Origin of the sequence: Nonomuraea sp. NPDC050733 (assembly GCF_040654215.1) — a bacterium.
Classification (GTDB): Bacteria; Actinomycetota; Actinomycetes; order Streptosporangiales; family Streptosporangiaceae; genus Nonomuraea.
Window position 1 is genome coordinate 1 of the sequence record NZ_JBFAHO010000016.1, and the last position, 19,223, is coordinate 19,223.

Below are 19,223 nucleotides of genomic sequence, written 5' to 3' on the forward strand. Positions count from 1 at the left end.
CGGGAGGATGATCCTCCCGGCCGCCGCTTCTCGTATGGGGAGGCAGGGATCAGAAGTCGTCCTGGTGGCGCCTGCGCACGCCGTCCATGCGCTCGCCCATCTCGTGCCTGAAGGAGTCCTGCATCTCCTCCAGGTCGCGCCTGAACGACCCCAGCACGTCGCCGTCGGGGACGGACGGGACGGCCATCAGCTCGCGGGCCTGGCGCTCGAGGTCCTCCTGGGCGGCGCGTACGGCCTCGACGACGTGCTCGCCCAGCTCGTCCGGGTCGAGGCGCATGGCGCGGGCGCCGAACCGCACCTCGACGGGCCGGCTCTCGGAGTCCACCCGCGCGGTCACCGTCCCGGCCCGGTTCTCGCCGGTGCCGGTCAGCCGGCTCATCGCCTGCATGGCCTGCTGCAGCTCGCGCATCGAGCGCTCGCCGTCCTGTATGAGCCGGTCGAGATCCGCGATGCGGGGGTCCGTGAAATCCATGCGTCCACGCCACCGGCGGCAGGTGAACGATTGCTGAGCAATGCCTGACAGGGCGACTAACTGATCATTAAAGGTGCCAGGATCAACCCTCCCGCAGCCGTAAATCATGGAAAATCCGTACATGTGAGCACAAAGGCAGCCACCGTCGGGCAGGAAATCCACGTCACATCCCGCACGATCAGCCACGTGCGCGACCGGTGCGACGACGAGCTGAAGGAGTGGCTCATCCACCTCCGCCAGATCATCGGCACGCTGGTCATCGACTCGCCCGGCTTCGGCCTCGTGGGCGACCAGGTCATCGGAAAGACCTACGACGCCATCCGCCACGAGGCCGACGGCCTGCTCGGCGACGCGCAGCAGGCCGTCGAGAGCTGGGTGAACGCCCTCACCACGTGCCAGCGCAACTGGCGATCCGCCGAGGACCACAGCATCGTGAGGTACCGCTGACATGGGACCCTACGACCACCTGCCGAACATCGGCATGACGCAGAAGCCCTACACCGGCTTCAACCCGTACAACCCGCAGTTCGGCCCGCCGCCCCGGATGCCCGAGCCGATCGGGCCCAAGGTGCTGGAGCAGCTGAAGAGGCTCTACCGGATGTCACCATGGCTGGCGTCCGCGGTCGTGGTCGCGAGCATGGCCATCGCCAACGAGCCGGCCATGGCGCAGGCCGCCTCCAACTGGAAGTACGGCGTGTCGTCCCGTCTCGACGACGGGATCAAGCAGCTCCTGCCGCAGATCACCCGGGCCTCGCAGAACGGCTGGATCGCCGGGGACCAGCAGGAGTTCGAGCGCGTGGTGTCGGTCTTCAGCCGGGAGGTCGGCGCGCTGCGCGGCGCCCTGGGCGAGATCGCGAGCGTGCTGGACGAGATCGGCGCGGGCTACCGCAGCTACTGGACGCGGCTGGGCGTCCTGGCCGTCATGACGCTGGGCGTGCTGGTGTTCGCCAAGAGGCTCCAGGCGTTCCCGCACACCAAGTTCTGGGGCGGCATGCTGGAGACGGCCATCGCCGCGGGCGCCAACGGTCTCGTGGCCGCCCTGACGCTGGTCCTTGGCTCCTCCCTGCAGGGCGCCCTGGACAACGTCATGACCATGTTCCGCAGGCAGCACCAGTTCGGCTACGTCCTGCCGGGCGGCAAGGCCAGCGTGGACTTCACGCAGGCCACCATCGACCCGAGCAAGTACCCGTCGTACCGAGCCCCGGCCAGGCCCGGCGACCTGCCGCCCGGTTACCAGCAGTTCGACTGGGTCGAGCCCAAGCAGGACGAGCCGGCGCCTCCGTCGACCCCGTAGCGGGCGTTGCCGTGCCGGCTCAGTAGGGCCGGTAACCGCCGCCGCTCTCCAGGGACGAGATGCCGGGGTGGCCGGCCAGCGAGCCGTAGCGGCGGTAGGTGTACAGGACGCCGGCGATGATGTTGTCCACCGGCTCCAGGATCTTGCCGTGGCCCGGCAGGGAGTTCGCCTGGAACGTGGGCGGGATCGTCTGCATCAGGCCCTGCGACGGGATGCCGTTCCTGGCGTTGATGTCCCAGTTGTTGATGGCGCTCGGGTTGCCGCCGGACTCGTGGTAGATGATCGTCCAGATTCGCTGGATGTCCCTGGGGTCGTCCGGGTCGAGGTCCTTGAGCTTGTCCACCAGGCCCCGCTGCTTGGCGTTGATGGCCCCCGCCATCTCCGGCGACCTGATGACCCGGATGGCCTGCTTGATGTACTCGACGATGTCGGCCCTGGGCAGGGGGACGCTGCCCGCCGAGGAGGTGCCGCCGCTGTAGGCGTACCCGCCGCCGCCGCCCCCGCCCCCGCCCGAGCCCTGGAGGCCCTGGGTCACGCCGGAGTCGGGGCCGGCGGCCGCCGCCTGGAGCGCCGTGCTCTCATCGAGGGGCGTCCTGATCCATTCGACCTTCTTGGTGCCCGGCTCGAAGTCGGAGCCACCCGCCTGCCGGATCGCGGTGAAGAAGCCGAACTCGTTCCCGGCGCCGAGCTTGCCGTCCAGCGCCTTCTTCACCTCGCCGAGCACCGAGTCGGCCTTGGCCACGATCTCCTGGGCCCGGGTGATGTTCCCGCTGACGATGGTGGTGGCGGCCAGCGCCGTCTCGGCGTCGCTCTCGGTGGCCTCGGGGTTGGCGGTGAGGTAGCGCTGCTTGTACGTGTTCGAGCGGGTCACCGCGTCGTCGTAGAGGGCGCCGATCTTGGAGTAGGCGTCCTCCAGCGTGTTCGCGGCCCGGTCGAGGGCGTCGGCGCAGGCGGTGAGCGCCTCCTTGAGGCCGGTCCCGGCCTTCGGGTAGGCCTGCATGTAGCCGGTGAAGGCGTCGGCCGAGGCGCCCTGCCACGCCTGGTTCACCGCGTTGACGGCCTGCGGCAGCTTCCCGGTGGAGCTCTCGACGTGGCCGGCGACCGCGCGCCACGCGGCGGCGTGGTCGCGGATGCCCTCCGGGTCGCCCTTGACCTTGGCCCGCAGTGCGGCGAGACCGGCCAGCGTCGCCGGAGTCTCCCCGCTCATACCGTGGACGCCTTCGTCGCCTTGCGCAAGCTCGTCTCCACCTGCTCGATCGCCTTCTCCACGCCCAGCAGCCGGCTGCGGCCGGTGCTCAGCTCGTCCTTGAGCGCCGTCCAGACGTCGTCGACGCGGCCGGAGAGCGACCCGGCGTTGCTCAGGTCGCCGAACATGCTCGCCGGCGCGGTCCCGGACGGCTGCTTCGCCTTGGAGTCCTGCAAGGCGTCCTGGACAGTCAGCATGTTCGCCGCCGTGCGGGCCCTCTTGCCGCACGTTTCGAGAGCTTGGAAGTGGACGTCCACCCATTCACTCATGGAACTAACCGCCTTCTTGCTTACGAAGCGAGCGAAAACCGAGCATAGTGGACAACAATCTTGATGTCCGTGATGAAGGAGAAACTGGTGGGGCGCCCGTCCGACGGCTACGACGCGAGCGCGTCCGGCATCCACCGTCGGGCCGAGGAGGTCCGCGAGGAGGCCGAGTACGCGAGTGCCCTGCGCGACGAGCTGTTCGGCGCGTTCGCCAGGGAGGGCCGCCCCATGGGGAACGACGTCTACGGGGCCGAGCTCGACAAGTCCTTCCCCGGGCTGCGCGATGCGATCTTCAATGAGTTCGACGCCTACATCGGCGAGCTGGGGCACACGCACGAGGACATGCGGACCAGCGCGAAGCACTACGACATCGCCAGGCGACAGTCGGAGCGCTGAGCACGCATGTGGATCGACGGCATCCCGATGCCGGCCTGGATTCGCCCATGGGCCGGCTGGGTGCTGGGAACCGACTGGCCCAAGGGTGACGAGAACGCCCTGTTCCGGCTGGCCGACGCCCTGCTCGCCACCGCCAGGGCCGTCGCGGTGGGGGCCGGCGGCGACGGTGCCGGGCTGCTGCGGGGCGTCGGCGACTCCTGGGACGGCGCCGCGCTGCGCGCCTTCGTCTCGCGCGTCGAGCGCGAGGTGGGAGGCCGTCGCGCCGCGCTGGTGTCGCGGCTGGTCGGGCTGGCCGTCTCGTGCAACGACCTCGGGGTGCAGATCCAGTTCACCAAACGGTTGATGCGCCTCACGGTGCTGATGCTGGTGGTGCAGCTCCTGGCCCTGTCAATGGCCCTGGTCACCCCGGCCGGGCGCCAGGCGCTGCAGCTGATGAAGCTGCGCGCCCAGGCCGCACGGTGGACGGTCAAGGAGTTCCGCAGGCGGCTGCTGCTCAACATCGCGCTGTTCGGCGGGCTGATGGGCGGCCTGGACCTCCTGGTCCAGTCCACGCAGTCGCGGCGCGACGGCGTGGACTGGAAGCAGGCCGGCACGTCCGCGGGCATGGGGGCGCTGACCGGCGGCCTGATGACGGGCCTGGCGTGGGCGGTGCCCACACGGTCGCTGTGGACGCTGATGGCGCACTCCGCGGTGGCCAGTGGCGGGGCGACGCTCGCCTCCGAACTCGTCGACGGCAGGGAGGGCGTCGACTGGCAGCTCGTCCTGAAGGGCATGACCTCGGGCGCCGTCGGAGGCGCCGACGCCCACTGGGGGAGCTGGAGCCCCGGGGGTGTGAAGCACCTGGGGGACGTCGCGAAGGCATTCGGCGCGGACCTCGACGCGTCCCCGTTCACCCGGCCCGAGCCGGAGCCCGTCCACCGCGGGGCCGAGGAGGTCACGCTCGCTTTCGGCGGCCACCCTGCCGACGGAGAGGCGGGAGGAGCACTGGCCGGTGGCGAGCATTCCCGGCGCACGGTCCTCGCCGACGCCTCGGTCACCAGGCCCGGCCATGGGGGGCACGTCGAGGTGGTGGAGGCGGCGCCGCACGCGCGGCCGGACCGGTCTCATGCGCTGCCCGACCAGCAGACTCCCGTACGGGCCGAGCAGCCGTCGTACGTGCGGGCCGTGACGGCCGGCCGCGGCACGGTGGACGCGATGATCAACCGCGCCGTCCCCCATGACCCGAAGCCCACCCACCAGCCCACCCACCAGCCCGCCCACGGGCCGCCCGCGGGCCCCGTGCGCTTCGAGGACTCCGGCACCACGTTCACCGGCCGTCGCGCCGAAGCGCCGGCCTCTCCCCACCACCCCGGTGAGCACGGTCAGGCGGCCCGGGGCGACACCCTGACCGAGGTGCCCCCTCAGCGGGAGACCGCGGACGTCCCCGCGTCACCCGCTGCCGCCCATGGCAGCGGACCGAATCCGATCGTCCGCCCCCCTCACGGCACCGTGGTCAGCCCGGACACGCGCGTTCCCCTCCTGCCGATCCACACCGCGGAGGAGCTGGCCCAGCTCCGCGGCGTGCACGCGAACCGCATCGACCCGCGTGAGGCCCTGCGGGCGAGCGAATGGGCCGCCCTCCGTGAGGACGCCCCCGCGTACCAGGTGGACGGCCGTTCGGTTCTGAACCTGGACAGCCGGGTGCCCGAAACGGAGGCGGCCGCGCGCAAGAGGGCGGACCTCGACCGGTCGGCCGAAGTGACGGCCCGCCGCATCGGGGTGCGCACCGGCGGTGAGACGCGATGGGTCACCGAGATCGAGGTCAAGGTCCGCTGGGTGGCCGACACCGGTGTCACACATGCCGACGTCCTGCAACTGCAGGCGAGCGCGATGGACGGCGTCGAGCTCTACTTCAACCACCAGCACCGGCTCCCGGACGGCAACCAGCTCCACGTCAGGCTCACGTTCGAGAGGGCCACCGACGCCAAGGCGGGCGCGGACGACGTGGTCACCTTCCGCAGGGGAGCGGGCCGCGCCAACCAGAACACCTGGTACGTCGGTGACGCGCCGCACGTCCAGGCGCACGAGCTGGGGCACCACCTCGGCCTGATGGACGAGTACCACGACGCCCGCTACGCCGAACGCCGGACGCTGACGAGCGACGGTCGCGCGTTCGGCGCCAACCTCATGAGCGATGCGAGCGGCCCCCAATGGCTCGGCAGGGGGTCGATGGTCGACCATCACGGTCACGAGGTGCCCCCGCTGGCCGGCCTGCAGGACCATCACCTGCAGCGCATCCAGAGCCTGCTCAACCGGGCGGAGGCCGAGAACTGGAGCGTGGACACGCCGGTACCTCGCGAGGGCGCGGGCATCGGCGAGGCCGGGCACCGGGTGCGGGCCGACGAGTTCTCCCGGTCGCAGTACCTGGCCGACAACCTCGCCATACCGTCCCGCCTGGACGACCTGCTGTACCAGTTCCCCCACCAGGACGGCGACCTGCTCGACCACCTGCGCGTGCTGGACCATGCCGACTGGCTCTTCAGCGGCGACGTCACCAGCTGGGATCAGGTCCATCACGTCAAGGCCTTGCACGAGTCCGCACACACGATCTACGGAGCCTCCCCGGCCGACTTGAAGGCCAAGGACCTGGAGCGCATCCACCAACTCTCGTACTACCTCGGTGAGAAACCCGACGGCCGCGCGATCCTCGAAGGCGCCGCCGCCGTGCTGGGGGACGGCCAGCCGGTCACGCCGCGCGCGGTGGAGGGACTGTCCCGCCTGGCGGAGTGGAACAGCCACGCGTACGGCTTGCCGCGCCCGGACGAGATCGGCCCGCGCGCGCTGCACAGGGCGGCGGCGGAGTTCTTCGGCAAGCCCCCCGGCCCGGAGCTCACGCGGCGGGCGGCCGAGCTGTTCGCCACGGCGGCCGAGCGGTCCACGATGCTGTCCTACGGCGTGGTCGATCACGCGGCCATCATGCAGGAGTTCCGCCGGATGCAGAACGGCCCGTGGCTGGTCCGGGTCGTGGACGGCGAGGACTTCGGCCGGATGGTGGACCGGCTCTACGGCGTCGACAGTCAGCAGGGCGGCTCCGCGCCGTCCCCGGCGCGGCCGGGCGAGCCGCACCGGTTCCCGGCCAACCACCGCATCCTGCCGGTCGAGCAGGCCGCCATCGCCGCCATGCTCGACGACTGGGGAGCGCTCCCCTTCGCGCTCGACCCCGAGGACGCCGTGGCGCCGTCCCGGGCAGAGGCCCAGCGGGCCCGCGCCGACGTCCTGACGCTCCGGGCGGCCGACCCCCGGGCGGCCCGTGTCGAGCAGCGTCGCTTCGAGGGCTACGACGCGGCAGGGGAGCGCAGGTCCGTCACCGAGTACACGGTCCGGCTCCGGGTCGCCTCCTCCGACCTGTCACCGCAGGAGATCCGCGCCTTCAACGCCCGCCTCCAGGAAGGACTCGACCAGTACGTCAACGGCCGGCACCGCACGGCCGACGGGGACCAGCTCCACGTGCGCGTCCAGCTCGAACGGGCCGTCGGCCCCGGAGCGGCCACGATCGCCCACGGAGACCACTCCACGGCGCCGGCACCGCTGGACTTCCGCACCGAGGCGCACGACCTTCATCTGGTACGGCAGGTCGTCCGTCAGCTCGGCATGGAGCAGGTGAGGGCGCCCACCTGGCTCAACGCGACATGGGCGGACCAGGCCGACCTCGTCCGGCGCCACACGGAGACCGCTCACGCCGGCGCCGGGGACGGCGCCCCTCCCGGGACCGGCACATCGGCCACCGACGCCGGGCCCCGGGCTCCGCTGGTCGCGGCCGGGGAGCTGCGGGAGGTCCTCCGGCAGGAGTACGCCTACGCCCTCGACCCGCGCAAGACGGTGGGCGAGCGCTCCATGGCCGAGGCGCGGCAGGGCGCCGAGGCCCACCTCATCACCCGCGACGAGGCGCACACGCTGGAGGCGCGCAGACTCCAGGCGCGCGCCGCGGACGGGACGCTCCAGCGGGTCACCGAGTTCACGCTGACCCTGCGGTACGGCATGGCGAAGGAGCTGTCGCCCCAGACCGTGCTGAAGCTCTTCTCCGACGTGCGTGACGCCGTCGACCTGCACTTCAACCACCAGCACCGGCTCCCGGTGGACCGCTCTCAGCTCCACGTGCGCGTGCAGTTCGAGCGGGCGCCGGACGGCGCGGGCAAGGGCGAGCGGGTGGAGCTCACCCGTCTCATGCCCAGCAAGTGGAGCACCTGGGCCGCGCGGCCGATGCTGGCCGAGCTGGCGCCGCTCAACCTCCACGCCCAGAAGATCGGCCAGCTGCTCGGCCTGGAGCTGGAGTCCCTCGACCCGCGCATGCGCAAGACCACGCAGGTCCTGGACATGGACCGGCCGGCTCACGACGGCAGCGTCATGGGCCCGGCCGTCGTGCAGTGGGCCCGCCCGGGCTCAGGATGGGCGGGCGTGCACGACCTCCAGCGGCTCGCCGTGCCCGAGCTCGCCGGGCTGCGCGACCGCCACCTGTGGACCCTGGACGAGCACCTCATCCGCGCGGACGTGCCCGAGCCGGTGGTTCCGCTGCACCGGCTGCCGGCCGGCGAGCCTGTCGTGCCGACGCCCTGGAGCAGGACGGACCCGGAGCGCGGCATGGTGCCGAACCACATCCGGATTCTGCTGAAGCGCTTCCCCGTGGACGGCTCGTGGCTGGAGCACGTCCGGCTGCTGGACCGCGTGGTGACCCTCTTCGGAGGCAACCGCGTCGGTGACCGGCTCGACTTCCACCAGATCACGCACGAGCACCTCCGCTACACCGAGGCGCTGGGCGACCTCGCCGCCGAGGTGTACGGCACGCACCGCGACCACTCGTTCAACGCCGAGGAGCTGATCCGCCTGCACGGCCTGACGGTGTGGCTGGGGCGGGGACCGTACGAGGCGCTCCCGGACGGCGGCTGGCTGCGGGACGCCGTGAACGCCCTGCTGGGCAGACCGGCGGACCAGCCGTTGACCGAGAAGGACGTGCACTTCCTGGGCGGGCTCGCCGGCCGTCACGACCGGACGCCCCTGGGTATGCGGGAGGAGCGGTCGCCCGCCGCGCTGCTGGAGCGGGCCAGGCAGGAGCTCGACCAGGCGCCGCTGACCGTCCGGGCCGCGCTCGACGACACCGCCACGCCGCTGGAGCGCGCCTCGGCCCGGTGGGGCGACCGGGCCGAGGACGTCGTCCGGGCGGCGCCGCACGAGCTGCCGCCTGGAGAGACCCTGCGGGACGTGCTGCGCTCCGGCACCGCCGACCCCGCGGCGGTCGAGGCGTGGCTGCGCCGGGTCGCCGAGGTCGAGTACCCGGGAGCGGGCGTCCGCGCCGAGCTGGGCGAGTGGAGCCTGGAGGGCGGCCGGCTGCACTTCTCCCTCGACCACCGCACGGTGGACGGCCCGGGGGCGCGGGGCCTTCCCCTGGCCAGGGCACAGTACGTCCTGACGGTCACGCCGGACGGGCGGCTGGTCGCCACGCACCACGCGCCCTCGCTCGCGCCGTCCGCACGGCCGGTCGACGCCCAACGCGTCAAGATGGCGTGGACGCGGCGCAGCGTGATGCTGGACAACGCCTACATCGCGGCGGGAGTCACCGAGATCCGCTATCCCCAGTACCACGTGCTCAGGCTGCTCACCCCGCCCTGAGTGACGGCGTACGGGCCGGGGGACAGGGCCAGCGGGGTCTCCGCCAGCCGTGTCTCGGAGACCGGCTCCTCCTCCGGCAGGCGCCACACCCGTACGGTGCCGTCGCCCGTGCCCGCCGCCAGGACTCCGGGACCGAGGAAGCACAGGCACCGGACCACGCCGGGGGCGCCGCCGAGCACGGCGACGTCCTCGCCGGTCACCGCGTCGCGCACGGGGACCCGGCCGTCGTAGCTGCCCGAGGCGAGAACGGTGCGGCCGTCCACGGTCTCGCCGAACGCCAGCGCGTACACGGGGAAGGGATGCCCGTGGACGATCAGCAGCAGTCCGCCCGTCTCCATGTCCCAGACCCGGATGACCCGGTCGTACCCGCTCGAAGCGATGACCGGCCGGTCGTGCACCCGGCCGGTGACGACGGCGGTGACGCCCGCCGTGTGGCCGAGCAGGCGGCGCAGCGGCCGTCCGGAGAGCGTCTCCCAGGTCCGCACGGTCCCGTCCATGCCGCCGGACACCAGCAGCCCGCCGTCGAGCACGAGCGCCGTCACAGGCCCGGAGTGGGGCGCGGGCACCACCACGCCGCCGGACGCGCGGTGGAGGCGTACGGTCCCGGAGGCGGTGCCGCAGACGATCGTCGCCCCGTCCAGCGCCAGAGCCGTGACACCGCCGTCCACGGCCCAGGACGCCGTGGGCGTGGCATCGCCGTCCGCCCGGGACCCGGCGGACGTGACGCCACCGTCCGGCCCGTGCGCCTCCTCGCCGGCGGGCTCCCCGTCCCCGAGCCGCCAGGCCCGCACCACGCCGTCCGGGAACCCCGCCACGACGCGTTCCCCCCGCTGCCCGGCACTCCCGGCGACCGCCGTCGCCGGGGCCGTGGAGAGGACCGTCCGGGGCGTGCCGTCCACCTCCCAGACCCGTACGCCGTCGCCCACGCTCACGAGCCGGTCGTCCGCGTCCCCGGCCACCGCCGTGAGGCCGGCCGACCACGCGCCCGCCCGCCAGCGCGCCGTCGGCGCAGCCGTCCGGAGATCCCAGACCACCACCTCGCCGTCCAGGCCGCACGAGGCGAGCGCGGCCCGTCCCCCCACGGTGAGGAACGCCAGCCCGGTCACGCTCGCCCCGTGCCCGCCGCCTCCCTCCGCGCCGGGCCGAGCGGCGTCCCCGTGCCCGCCCAGGGTGCCCGCAGGCTCGCCGGTCAGCGGGTCCCAGAGCCGGACGACCCGGTCCGAGCCCGCCGAGGCGACGAGCCCGTCCCGGGCGGCGACCGCGTTCACCCAGCCGTCGTGGCCGCGCAGGACCCGCAGGAGGCGGCCGTCCGCCGCGTCCAGCAGGCGTACGATCCCGTCGTCCCCGCCCGTGACCAGCAGCGTGCCGTGGACGCAGGCGGCGGTGACCGCGCCCTCATGGGCGTCCGGCAGCGCGCCCAGGGACCCGTCCGCGTCCCAGACCCGCACCCGGCCGTCGTCGCCGCCCGTGTAGACGAGGCCGCCGCTCGCCGCCAGCGTCCTGACGGGGCCGCCGTGGCCGGTCGCGGAGTGCAGCCGCTCCCCGCCGGCGGTGTCCCAGACCCGGATGACGCCGTCGTCACCGCCGGCGGCGACGAGGTCGCGGCCGGCGGCCGTGCCCAGGGCGAGGGAGCGGGCGGGCGTGCCGGTGACGGCGGCGCCGCCCAGCGGCTCCTCGTCCGGCAGGCCGTACAGGGCGAAGGTGACGCCCGGACGGGACACGGCGTACGCGGGCCGCCCGCCGGCCCTGCCGAACGCGGCGGCGCCCGGCGCGCCGAAGCGCCCGCTCACCGGGACGTCCGGCGGCGGGACGGCGGGATCGGGGATGCGGCGGCGGGCCAGCGGGGGCAGCTCGTCCGGGACGTCCGCCCCCCGTTCCCCCAGCGCGTCACCGCCCACCTGCCGCACCAGCGCGTCCAGGATCCGCAGCGCGGCCCCGAGCCCGGCCGCCCGACCTCCCGGTCCGCCGGGCTCGCCTCCGGGCCCGGGGGACCCGCCTCCCGGCCACGTCGCGGCGAGCGTCCCGGCCGGCACCCCGGCCGGCTCCGTCCCGGTGACCGTGATCTCGCACACCGGGCCGCCCGGCGCCGGCGGCTCCGGAGCCGCGTCCGGGAAGCCCGCCTCGCGCAGCGCGTCCAGCAACCACGGCCACACCGCCGGGTCCGGCTCGGCCGTCCAGCCCCGCACCCCGGCGGCCGTCTCGTGCCGGAGGCGGACGACGCCCTCCGGCCCGGCCGTCAGCTCCGCCAGGCCGGGGAAGCCCGGCCCCGCCACCCGGTAACGCACCTCGGACATGGAAGCCAACCTAGGCGGACGGCTCCAGGTAGGCGGTCTGGACGAGCCGCGCACCGTACCGGCGGTCCACGTAGTAGCCGCGGCCGGGCGGCAGCGGCTGCGGCCGGACGTTGCCGAACAGCGCGCCCTCGTCCTTGTTGCCCGACATGATCAGCGCCGGGCTGGCCATCTCCTTCAGGCGCTGCACCGCCTGGTCGTACAGGGACCGGCTGGCGCCGCCCATCTGGCGGGCCAGGATCAGGTGCAGGCCGATGTCGCGGGCCTGCGGCAGCAGCTCGGCCAGCGACTGGAGGGGGCTGTTGGAGGAGGTCGCGACCAGGTCGTAGTCGTCCACGACGATGTACAGGTCGGACCCCTCCCACCAGCTCCGGGAGCGCAGCTGCTCGGGTGTCAGGTCGGCGGGCGGCAGCCGCTTGAGCAGGGCGCTCCTGGCGTCGTTGATGAGGTCGGTGGCGGCCTTGCTGGAGGCGGCGTAGCCGATGCGATGGTCGGTGACCGCCGTGTCGAGCAGCGCCCGGCGGTAGTCGATCACGATCATCATGGCCTCCCTGGGCGTCTTGCGCGCGACCAGGCCCTCCATGATCAGTTTGAGTACGTTGCTCTTGCCGCACTCGGTGTCGCCGAACACCACGAAGTGCGGATCGACGTCGAAGTCGAGCAGCACCGGCGACAGCGACGCCTCGTCGATGCCGAGCGCGATCCGGCCCGCGCCGGTCTCGTCCGGGCCGGGCATGGACGCGGCGGGCAGCAGCGAGGGCAGCAGGCGCACCGGAGGGGCCCCGGGCCCCTGCCAGGAGGCGCCGACGACGTCCACGAGCGAGCGCACGCCGTCGGCCAGGTCGTCGGTGCCGCGGACGCCGTCGATGCGAGGGAGCGCCGACAGGAAGTGCATGCCCTCCTTGGTCAGGCCGCGGCCCGGCGTGCCCTCGGGCACGGCCAGCGCCGCCTTGCGGTTGACCTCCGACTCGTACGCGTCGCCGAGCTTGAACTCCAGCCGCGTGCCGAACAGGTCGCGGATGCTGGCCCGGAACTCCGACCACTTGTTGGTGGAGGCGACCACGTGGATGCCGTAGCCGAGGCCGCGGGCCGCCAGGTCGGTGATCACGCTCTCCAGGCCCTCGAACTCCTGGCGGATCGTCAGCCAGCCGTCGATCACCAGGAACACGTCGCCCCAGCCGTCGCCCTGGATGGTGCCGTCGGCCATCTGCCTGCGGTAGGTGACCATCGAGTCGATGCCCTGCTCGTTGAAGTCGCGCTCGCGCCGTTGGAGCAGCCCGGCGACCTCGGCGACGGTCCGGCGGACCCGCTCGGCGTCGAGGCGGCTGGCCACGCCGCCGACGTGCGGCAGGCCGTCCAGCGCGGCGAGCGTGCCACCGCCGAAGTCGAGGCAGTAGAACTGCACCTCGCGCGGCGTGTGGGTGAGCGCCATGCTGGTGATCAGCGTGCGCAGCGTGTTGCTCTTGCCGCTCTGGGTGCCGCCGGCGACGCCGACGTGGCCGGCCGCGCCCGACAGGTCCAGCCAGTACGGGTCACGGCGCTGCTCGAACGGCTTGTCGATGATGCCGACGACGGCGTGCAGGCGGCCCCGGCCGTCCCAGCCGGGGGTGGACAGTCCCAGCTCGGGGGTGACGGACAGCGGCGGCAGCAGGTGCGCCAGGGTGGGCGGCTCGCCGAGCGGCGGCAGCCAGATCCGGTGGGCGGCGGGGCCGTGGCCGCCCAGCCGCTCCACGACGATGTCGAGCAGGCTGCGCTGCGGGCCCTTCTCCTCGGCCGGCGCGACCTCCTTGGCGGTCTGCTCCACGACGGGGATCGGCACGTGCCCGGGGCCGTACTCGACGATCTGGGTCTGCAGCACCGAGCCGCCGTCGGCGGGCGCGTGGCGGGGGTCGGCCTGGTACGGCCCGGACACGTACGCGGCCTTGAACCGGGTCATGCCGGTCGTGTCGAACTTGAGGAAGCCGTTGCCCGGGGCCGACGGCAGCTCGTAGGCGTCGGCCACGCCCAGCACGACGCGGCTCTCCATGGCCGAGAAGGTGCGCAGGCCGATGCGGTACGACAGGTGTGTGTCCAGGCCGCGCAGCCGGCCCTCCTCCAGGCGCTGCGAGGCGAGCAGGAGGTGGACGCCGAGCGAGCGGCCGAGCCGGCCGATCATCACGAACAGCTCGATGAACTCCGGCTTGGCCGTCAGCAGCTCGCTGAACTCGTCCAGCACCACGAACAGGGTCGGCAGCGGCGCCAGCTCGGCCCCCTGCTCGCGGGCCCGCTCGTAGTCGCGCAGCGAGGCGTAGTTGCCGGCGGAGCGCAGCAGCTCCTGCCGGCGCACCATCTCGCCGTGCAGCGCGTCGTACATGCGGTCGACCAGCGGCAGCTCGTCCTCCAGGTTGGTGATGACCGCGGAGACGTGGGTGAGCGAGTCCAGGCCGAGGAAGGTGGCGCCGCCCTTGAAGTCGACGAGGACGAAGTTGAGGATCTCGGAGGAGTGGGTGAGGGCCAGGCCGAGCACCAGCGTGCGCAGCAGCTCGCTCTTGCCGGAGCCGGTGGCGCCGATGACCAGGCCGTGCGGGCCCATGCCGCCTTGCGCCGACTCCTTGATGTCCAGCTCGACGACGCGGCCGTCGGCGCCGAGGCCGATGGGCACGCGCAGCCGGTTACGGCCGGCCCGGGGCCGCCAGGTCAGCGCCGGGTCGAGGCGCAGGGGGTCGCCGATGCCGAGCAGGTCGGTGAGCGTGGTGTTGGCCGCGAGCACGTCCTCCGGCTCGCCGGCGTTGGTGGCGGAGGCGCGCAGGGGGGCGAGCTGCCTGGCCAGGCCCTCGGCGCGCAGGTAGTCGAGCTGGTCGGCGTCGCCGAGCCTGGTCTTGGACTCCTTGCCGGCGTGGTCGATCTTGACCATGTGGAACCCGTCGGGCTGCACGTCGAGCCGCAGGGTGCTCTTCTCCTCGACCGGTCCGGTGTCGCCGGACAGGTCGAGCACCGTGACGCCCTGGATGGCGTCGGTTCCGAGCTGCGAGTCGTGCGGCACGTGCCCGCCGTCCACGATGAGCACGTGGTACGGCAGCGTGTCACCGGCGGCGCCGGGCCGGAACCGGGCGCGCTCCTTCAGCTCGTTGCCCACCAGGCGGTCCAGCTCGCCGAGGTTCTCCGCCATGAGCCGGACCGGTCCGGCGGCGTCCACCTCGTCGGGGTGCAGCGCGTGCGGCAGCCACTTGACCCAGTCCCAGTGCGTCATCCACTCCTGGTCGGCGCAGACCATGATGCGCAGGTCGTCCGGCGAGTGGAACACCGCCATCTGGGCGACCATGGCCCGCACCATGTCGCGCACGGCCACCGGGTCGCCGGTGATCTTGATCCGGGCGAACGAGCCGAGGGCGACGGCCACGGGCAGCCGCGACACCGTGGCGTGCGCCCGGACGAACCTGCGCAGCGCTCCGGAGGACAGGGCGTCGAGGTCCTCGACGGGCTTGGAGTCCGGCGGGATGAGCTGGATGGCCAGCTTCTGCACGCCCGTGCCGAGCCGTACCGTGCTGAAGTCGTCGTCGCGGGGGCGGCGCTCCCACAGGCGCGGGCCCATCGCGATCCACCACAGCGCGTCGGGCTCGGGGCCGCTCCACTCCAGGGCCTCGCGCTGCTGCTTGGCGGCCCGCCTGACCTTGACGCGCACCTGCGACAGGTAGCGGAAGAAGTCGCGGCGGGCGCCGTTGAGCCGGTACCTGCGCTCGCCGGCCTGCCGGCCCATCTGGCCGATCGTCATGCCGACCATGGAGACCGCGAACATGCCGCTCGCGACGTACATGATGGGGTTGGAGTTGCCGCCCGCCGTGAACATCAGCGCCATCGCCGCGCCGCCCGCCAGCATGGGCAGGTACGTGAGCACGATCATGAACCCCTGCCCCTGCACCTCCGGAATCTCCGGCGGCGACTCCAGCAGGATCTCTCCGCGAGGTGGTTTGGGGCTCGGGCGCCGCTCGGGACGCCGAATGACGACGATGCTCACCGTAGAACGGTCCTCCGTATCGGTTGGTGCCCTTCTTACCAGAAGGGACCCAGTATGTTCTCTGTTGTCCATGGCGTTCGTGGGACGGAGTGACAACGCATGGGACCTATGGTCCATGGACCGGCCGTACCGGGGCCGATCCCGCACGGCCCACCGGCGGGGCCTCCCGGCCCGCCCGGGCCGCCGCATCCACCTGGGCCCCCGTACCTTCCGGGACCGCCGCAGGGACCCTTCCAGGGGCCGATCCGACAGGGCGCGCTCGCCCAGGTGCCCGTGCCGCTTCCGGCGCTGTGCCACGTGACGATCGTGGGGCCGAAGAAGAAGGCCGACCTGGCGCTGCCCGCCGACATCCCGCTCCCGCACGTGCTGCCGAACCTGCTGCGCGCGCTGGACGAGGTCGGCGGCGACGCGTCCGCCGCCCCCGGCTGGACGCTCCAGCGACTCGGCGGCGCTCCCCTCGACCTCGGCCAGAGCCTGGGCGCGCTCGGCATCCTCGACGGCGAGGTGCTCTACCTGCGGCCGCGTGAGGCGATCCTGCCGCCCGCCCTGTTCGACGACGTGGCGGACGTGGTCGCGACCGGCGTGAAGAACGCGGCCGGCCCCTGGTCCAACCGGCACACGAGGCTCGCGGGCGCCACCGGCGCGCTCGGCGTGCTGGTCGCCGGCGCGCTCGCGCTCATGACCTCGGGCGCGCCCGCGCTGGTCGTCACGGTCGTCGCGGGGCTGCTCGCGGTCGTGCTGCTCGTGACGGGCGCGGCTCTGTCCAGGGCGGTCGGCGACTCGCTCGCGGGCGCGCTGATCGGCCACGCCGCGCTGCCGTACGGGTTCATCGCGGGGCTGTTCGCGCCGGCGAGCGGCGGCGTGCTGGCCAACATCGGCGCCCCGCACGCGCTGGCCGCGTTCGCCTGCACCGCGCTGGTGGCGACGATCGGCGGCGTGCTCATCTCGGACGGCGTGCCGGGCTTCCTCGGCACGTCCATCGCCTCGGCGGCCGGCGCCATCGGCGCGGCCGTGGTGATGGTGTGGGCGGTGCCGCCGGCGGGTGTGGCCGCCCTGGAGATCGCGGTGCTGCTGGCGTTTAGCCCGCTCGTGCCGACGCTGTCGTTCCGGCTGGCCAAGGTGCCGCTGCCGAACATGCCGACGACGGCCGAGGAGCTGCGCAGCGACAACCAGCGTCTGGACAGCGCGGCGATCCAGGAGCGGACCGCCGTCGCGCAGCGCTACGCCACCGGCATGATCGTCGCCGTCGGGCTGACGTCGCTGCTCACGATGGCCCTGCTCGCCACCGACGACGGCTGGATCGCCCACCTCATGATCGGCACGCTGGGGCTGACGCTCATCATGCGGGCCCGGATCTTCCTCGGGGTCCGGCAGCGGCTGTGGCTCATCATGACGGGTCTGTCGGGCTTCGGCGTGCTCGCCTTCACCCTCGGCTCCGGCTCGGGCGTCATCGGGGCGGTGGCCGTGGCGATCGGCGCGCTGTGGCTCGGGCTGATGGCCGTCGGGATCGGCCTGTGGCTGCCCTCGGGCAAGCCGTCGCCCTTCTGGGGGCGCGCGGGCGACATCCTCGACGTGGTGCTCATCGTGGAGCTGTTCCCGCTGGCTCTGGGGGTCTTGGAGGTCTATTCCTGGGTGCGCGGATTGTCTGGCTGATAGGTTGCTGCGCGATTTAACTGTGATGCGAAGGTGGAACGGTAATGCAGGAATTCGGAGACTTCGCGAACATCGACATCGACAAGCTGCTCAAAGGGGCTGACGAGCAGTTCGCCCGGATCGAGGAGCTCCAGAAGTCCATGTCCACCATCGTCGGGCGTGCCCAGGACGACGACGGCCTGGTGACCGTGGAGTGCGGCAGCGAGGGCCTGCGCGAGCTCCAGCTCCATCCCAAGGCGATGCGGCTGTCCTCGGGCGAGCTGGCCGACCTCATCAAGGTGGTCCTCCGGGACGCGACCGCTGACCTGCAGACCCAGGTCAGCGGCGCCATGTCGGAGGCGTTCGGCGAGGACGACAATCCGATGAAGTACGTCGAGAACCCCGAAGAGGCGCTCAACAAGATCAAGGAGGCGGAGTCGGCCTACAACCGGACGTTCGAGGACGTCATGGGCGAGCTCGACCGCATCCGCCGCCGCCTCGACCTCTGACCGCGACCCTGAGGTGCCGCCGGCGACGTGGCCGGCGGCCCGGCCTCACTTGAGGGGAAGGCCCTTCGCGTCCGTCTTGGGCAGGTCGGGAAGGTAGACCTGCTGGAAGTCGGGCGCCTTCGTGCCCGTGGGCTGCGCGGCCTTGCTCGCGGCGCTGCTGGCGCGCATCATGAGGACCGACGATATCCCACCGGTCAGCGCGGCCGCGGTGGTGTAGGCCGCGCCCTTCTTGGCCACGATGGCTCTGACGAAGTCCATGAGCCTGTTGCCCGCGGCGACGGTGGCGATGTCCGTGCCCGCGCCGAGCGGGCCGAGGAGCTTGGTCGTATTGCTGAGCAGGACCAGGGAGATTATGGTCGTTCCGGCCAGGCCGCTCACGATCGCACCCGCCAGGGACAGGTTGGCGAGCGAGTCCATGACGCCCTTCAGCCCCTCGAAGACCTCCTTGACGTCTTTGGCCTCCGTGCCGAACTTCTCCTTCGCCTCCTCGGCCGCCTCGCGGCCCATCTTCTCCCACTCCTCCTTGGTGATGCTGGAGAACGCCTTCTCCAGCGCCGCGACGGCCTCCTCCACCTCCTTGCTCATGTCACCCGCCTTGTACGCCTCGTCCTTGATGGCGCCGGGGTCGGAGAGGATGGTGCCGATCGAGGTGGCGCAGTACTTGGCGATCCACTTCAGGATCGGATTGACGGCGAAGAACGACGCCGCGGTGCTCGCGGCAGCACCCTCGAGGTAGAGGGCCAGACCGCCGCGGTAGTTGTCCATGTCAGTCCCCGTTCACTTGTGCTTCACGTTGCTGGCGTCGTCGGCTGCGGTCACGGTCTTGGCGCCCTGGTCGAGCTGCTTCTGCCAGACACCGAGCTGCGTCTTGGCGTTCTTCAGGTAGTCGGCGGCCGCGGATCGGGCCTGGTTGTAGGCCGGGGTGAAGGTGACCAGCCCCACCACGCCCAGTCCTGGGAAACCGAGGCCGCCATCGCGCGCCTTGCTCTCGGCCTTGCCCATCCGGTCGCCCGCTGTGTGGCCCTCGCCGTCCTCGGTGGGCGCCAGCGCCTTGCCGAGCTTCGTCAGGCTCGCGGGCTCGGCGTTGCGCCAGCCCCCGCCGACGCCGCCCTCGGCGAACACCTGCTCCCTGCTCCGCGCGTCCTTGCCGGTGCCGTCCCCGCCCTTGCCGGTGCCCTTGCCGCCCTTGCCGTCGCCTCCGCCGCCCGTGCCACCACCGATGCCGCCGCCCTTGCCGTCGTCTCCGCCGCCTGCTCCCGTGCCGTCACCGCCGCCGCCCGTGCCGCCGGTGGGGAGGCCGCCCAAGCCGCCGCCGGTGCCGTCTCCCGTCTCGGCGCCCGGGGTGGTGCCGGTGCTGTCGCCCGTGCCGGTGCCGGGGGTCGTGCCGGGGATCATGGGCGTGCCGTCGCCGGTCTCGGCCCCGGGGGTTGTTCCCGTGCCGTCACCGGTGCCCGGAGTGGTGCCTGTGCCGTCGCCGGTG

Annotated in this window: 12 protein-coding genes and 1 pseudogene; 6 read left to right on the forward strand and 7 right to left on the reverse strand. The window is 72.8% G+C overall.

Features of this window, described 5'->3' with window-relative positions; all coding sequences use genetic code 11:
- Positions 1-49 precede the first annotated feature (49 nt).
- The gene (locus AB0H64_RS24105; protein WP_357628327.1) at positions 50-472 is read right to left on the reverse strand and encodes a YbaB/EbfC family nucleoid-associated protein; all 423 of its coding nucleotides are present in this window, start codon (positions 470-472) and stop codon (positions 50-52) included.
- 123 nt (positions 473-595) lie between these two features.
- On the opposite strand from AB0H64_RS24105, the gene AB0H64_RS24110 reads away from it, so the two are divergent.
- Positions 596-919, forward strand: a complete 324-nt coding sequence (locus AB0H64_RS24110) for a hypothetical protein (RefSeq protein ID WP_357628328.1) — start codon at positions 596-598, stop codon at positions 917-919.
- A 1-nt stretch (position 920) separates the two neighbouring features.
- A complete protein-coding gene (locus AB0H64_RS24115) occupies positions 921-1,766 on the forward strand; it encodes a hypothetical protein (RefSeq protein ID WP_357628330.1) in 846 nt (281 codons plus the stop codon).
- A 19-nt stretch (positions 1,767-1,785) separates the two neighbouring features.
- Here AB0H64_RS24115 and AB0H64_RS24120 read toward each other — a convergent pair whose 3' ends face one another.
- Positions 1,786-2,973: a WXG100 family type VII secretion target gene (locus AB0H64_RS24120; RefSeq protein ID WP_357628333.1), complete on the reverse strand. Its 1,188-nt coding sequence runs from the start codon at positions 2,971-2,973 to the stop codon at positions 1,786-1,788.
- Positions 2,970-3,281: a hypothetical protein gene (locus AB0H64_RS24125; protein WP_357628335.1), complete on the reverse strand. Its 312-nt coding sequence runs from the start codon at positions 3,279-3,281 to the stop codon at positions 2,970-2,972. The genes AB0H64_RS24120 and AB0H64_RS24125 overlap by 4 nt, the downstream gene beginning before the upstream one ends.
- An 87-nt stretch (positions 3,282-3,368) precedes the next feature.
- Between AB0H64_RS24125 and AB0H64_RS24130 the strand changes: the two genes are divergently transcribed.
- Both AB0H64_RS24130 and AB0H64_RS24135 read left to right on the forward strand, forming a co-directional pair.
- Positions 3,369-3,674: a hypothetical protein gene (locus AB0H64_RS24130; protein ID WP_357628338.1), complete on the forward strand. Its 306-nt coding sequence runs from the start codon at positions 3,369-3,371 to the stop codon at positions 3,672-3,674.
- A 6-nt stretch (positions 3,675-3,680) separates the two neighbouring features.
- Positions 3,681-9,317 (forward strand): hypothetical protein, encoded by a 5,637-nt coding sequence (locus AB0H64_RS24135; protein ID WP_357628341.1) that lies wholly within the window; start codon positions 3,681-3,683, stop codon positions 9,315-9,317.
- Here the strand turns inward: AB0H64_RS24135 and AB0H64_RS24140 are convergent.
- Both AB0H64_RS24140 and eccCa read right to left on the reverse strand, forming a co-directional pair.
- Positions 9,275-11,611, reverse strand: coding sequence for a WD40 repeat domain-containing protein (locus tag AB0H64_RS24140; RefSeq protein WP_357628343.1), 2,337 nt, complete (start codon positions 11,609-11,611; stop codon positions 9,275-9,277). The genes AB0H64_RS24135 and AB0H64_RS24140 overlap by 43 nt on opposite strands.
- A gap of 10 nt (positions 11,612-11,621) precedes the next feature.
- A complete protein-coding gene (gene eccCa / locus AB0H64_RS24145; protein ID WP_357628345.1) occupies positions 11,622-15,602 on the reverse strand; it encodes a type VII secretion protein EccCa in 3,981 nt (1,326 codons plus the stop codon).
- 273 nt (positions 15,603-15,875) lie between these two features.
- Between eccCa and eccD the strand changes: the two genes are divergently transcribed.
- The gene (gene eccD / locus AB0H64_RS24150; protein ID WP_357628347.1) at positions 15,876-17,255 is read left to right on the forward strand and encodes a type VII secretion integral membrane protein EccD; all 1,380 of its coding nucleotides are present in this window, start codon (positions 15,876-15,878) and stop codon (positions 17,253-17,255) included.
- A gap of 44 nt (positions 17,256-17,299) precedes the next feature.
- Positions 17,300-17,743, forward strand: a complete 444-nt coding sequence (locus AB0H64_RS24155) for a YbaB/EbfC family nucleoid-associated protein (RefSeq protein ID WP_357628350.1) — start codon at positions 17,300-17,302, stop codon at positions 17,741-17,743.
- Positions 17,744-17,788: 45 nt separating this feature from the next.
- Here the strand turns inward: AB0H64_RS24155 and AB0H64_RS24160 are convergent, their stop codons facing one another.
- Positions 17,789-18,508: a hypothetical protein gene (locus AB0H64_RS24160; protein ID WP_357628353.1), complete on the reverse strand. Its 720-nt coding sequence runs from the start codon at positions 18,506-18,508 to the stop codon at positions 17,789-17,791.
- Positions 18,509-18,520: 12 nt separating this feature from the next.
- Positions 18,521-19,223 (reverse strand): annotated as a pseudogene (locus AB0H64_RS24165) (hypothetical protein); the annotation flags it as partial.

Coding starts and splice junctions, on each gene's coding strand:
- AB0H64_RS24105 (WP_357628327.1), bottom strand. CDS start 472: ATGGATTTCACGGACCCCCGCATCGCGGATCTCGACCGGCTCATACAG.
- AB0H64_RS24115 (WP_357628330.1), top strand. CDS start 921: ATGGGACCCTACGACCACCTGCCGAACATCGGCATGACGCAGAAGCCC.
- AB0H64_RS24120 (WP_357628333.1), bottom strand. CDS start 2,973: ATGAGCGGGGAGACTCCGGCGACGCTGGCCGGTCTCGCCGCACTGCGG.
- AB0H64_RS24125 (WP_357628335.1), bottom strand. CDS start 3,281: ATGAGTGAATGGGTGGACGTCCACTTCCAAGCTCTCGAAACGTGCGGC.
- AB0H64_RS24135 (WP_357628341.1), top strand. CDS start 3,681: ATGTGGATCGACGGCATCCCGATGCCGGCCTGGATTCGCCCATGGGCC.
- AB0H64_RS24140 (WP_357628343.1), bottom strand. CDS start 11,611: ATGTCCGAGGTGCGTTACCGGGTGGCGGGGCCGGGCTTCCCCGGCCTG.
- AB0H64_RS24155 (WP_357628350.1), top strand. CDS start 17,300: ATGCAGGAATTCGGAGACTTCGCGAACATCGACATCGACAAGCTGCTC.
- AB0H64_RS24160 (WP_357628353.1), bottom strand. CDS start 18,508: ATGGACAACTACCGCGGCGGTCTGGCCCTCTACCTCGAGGGTGCTGCC.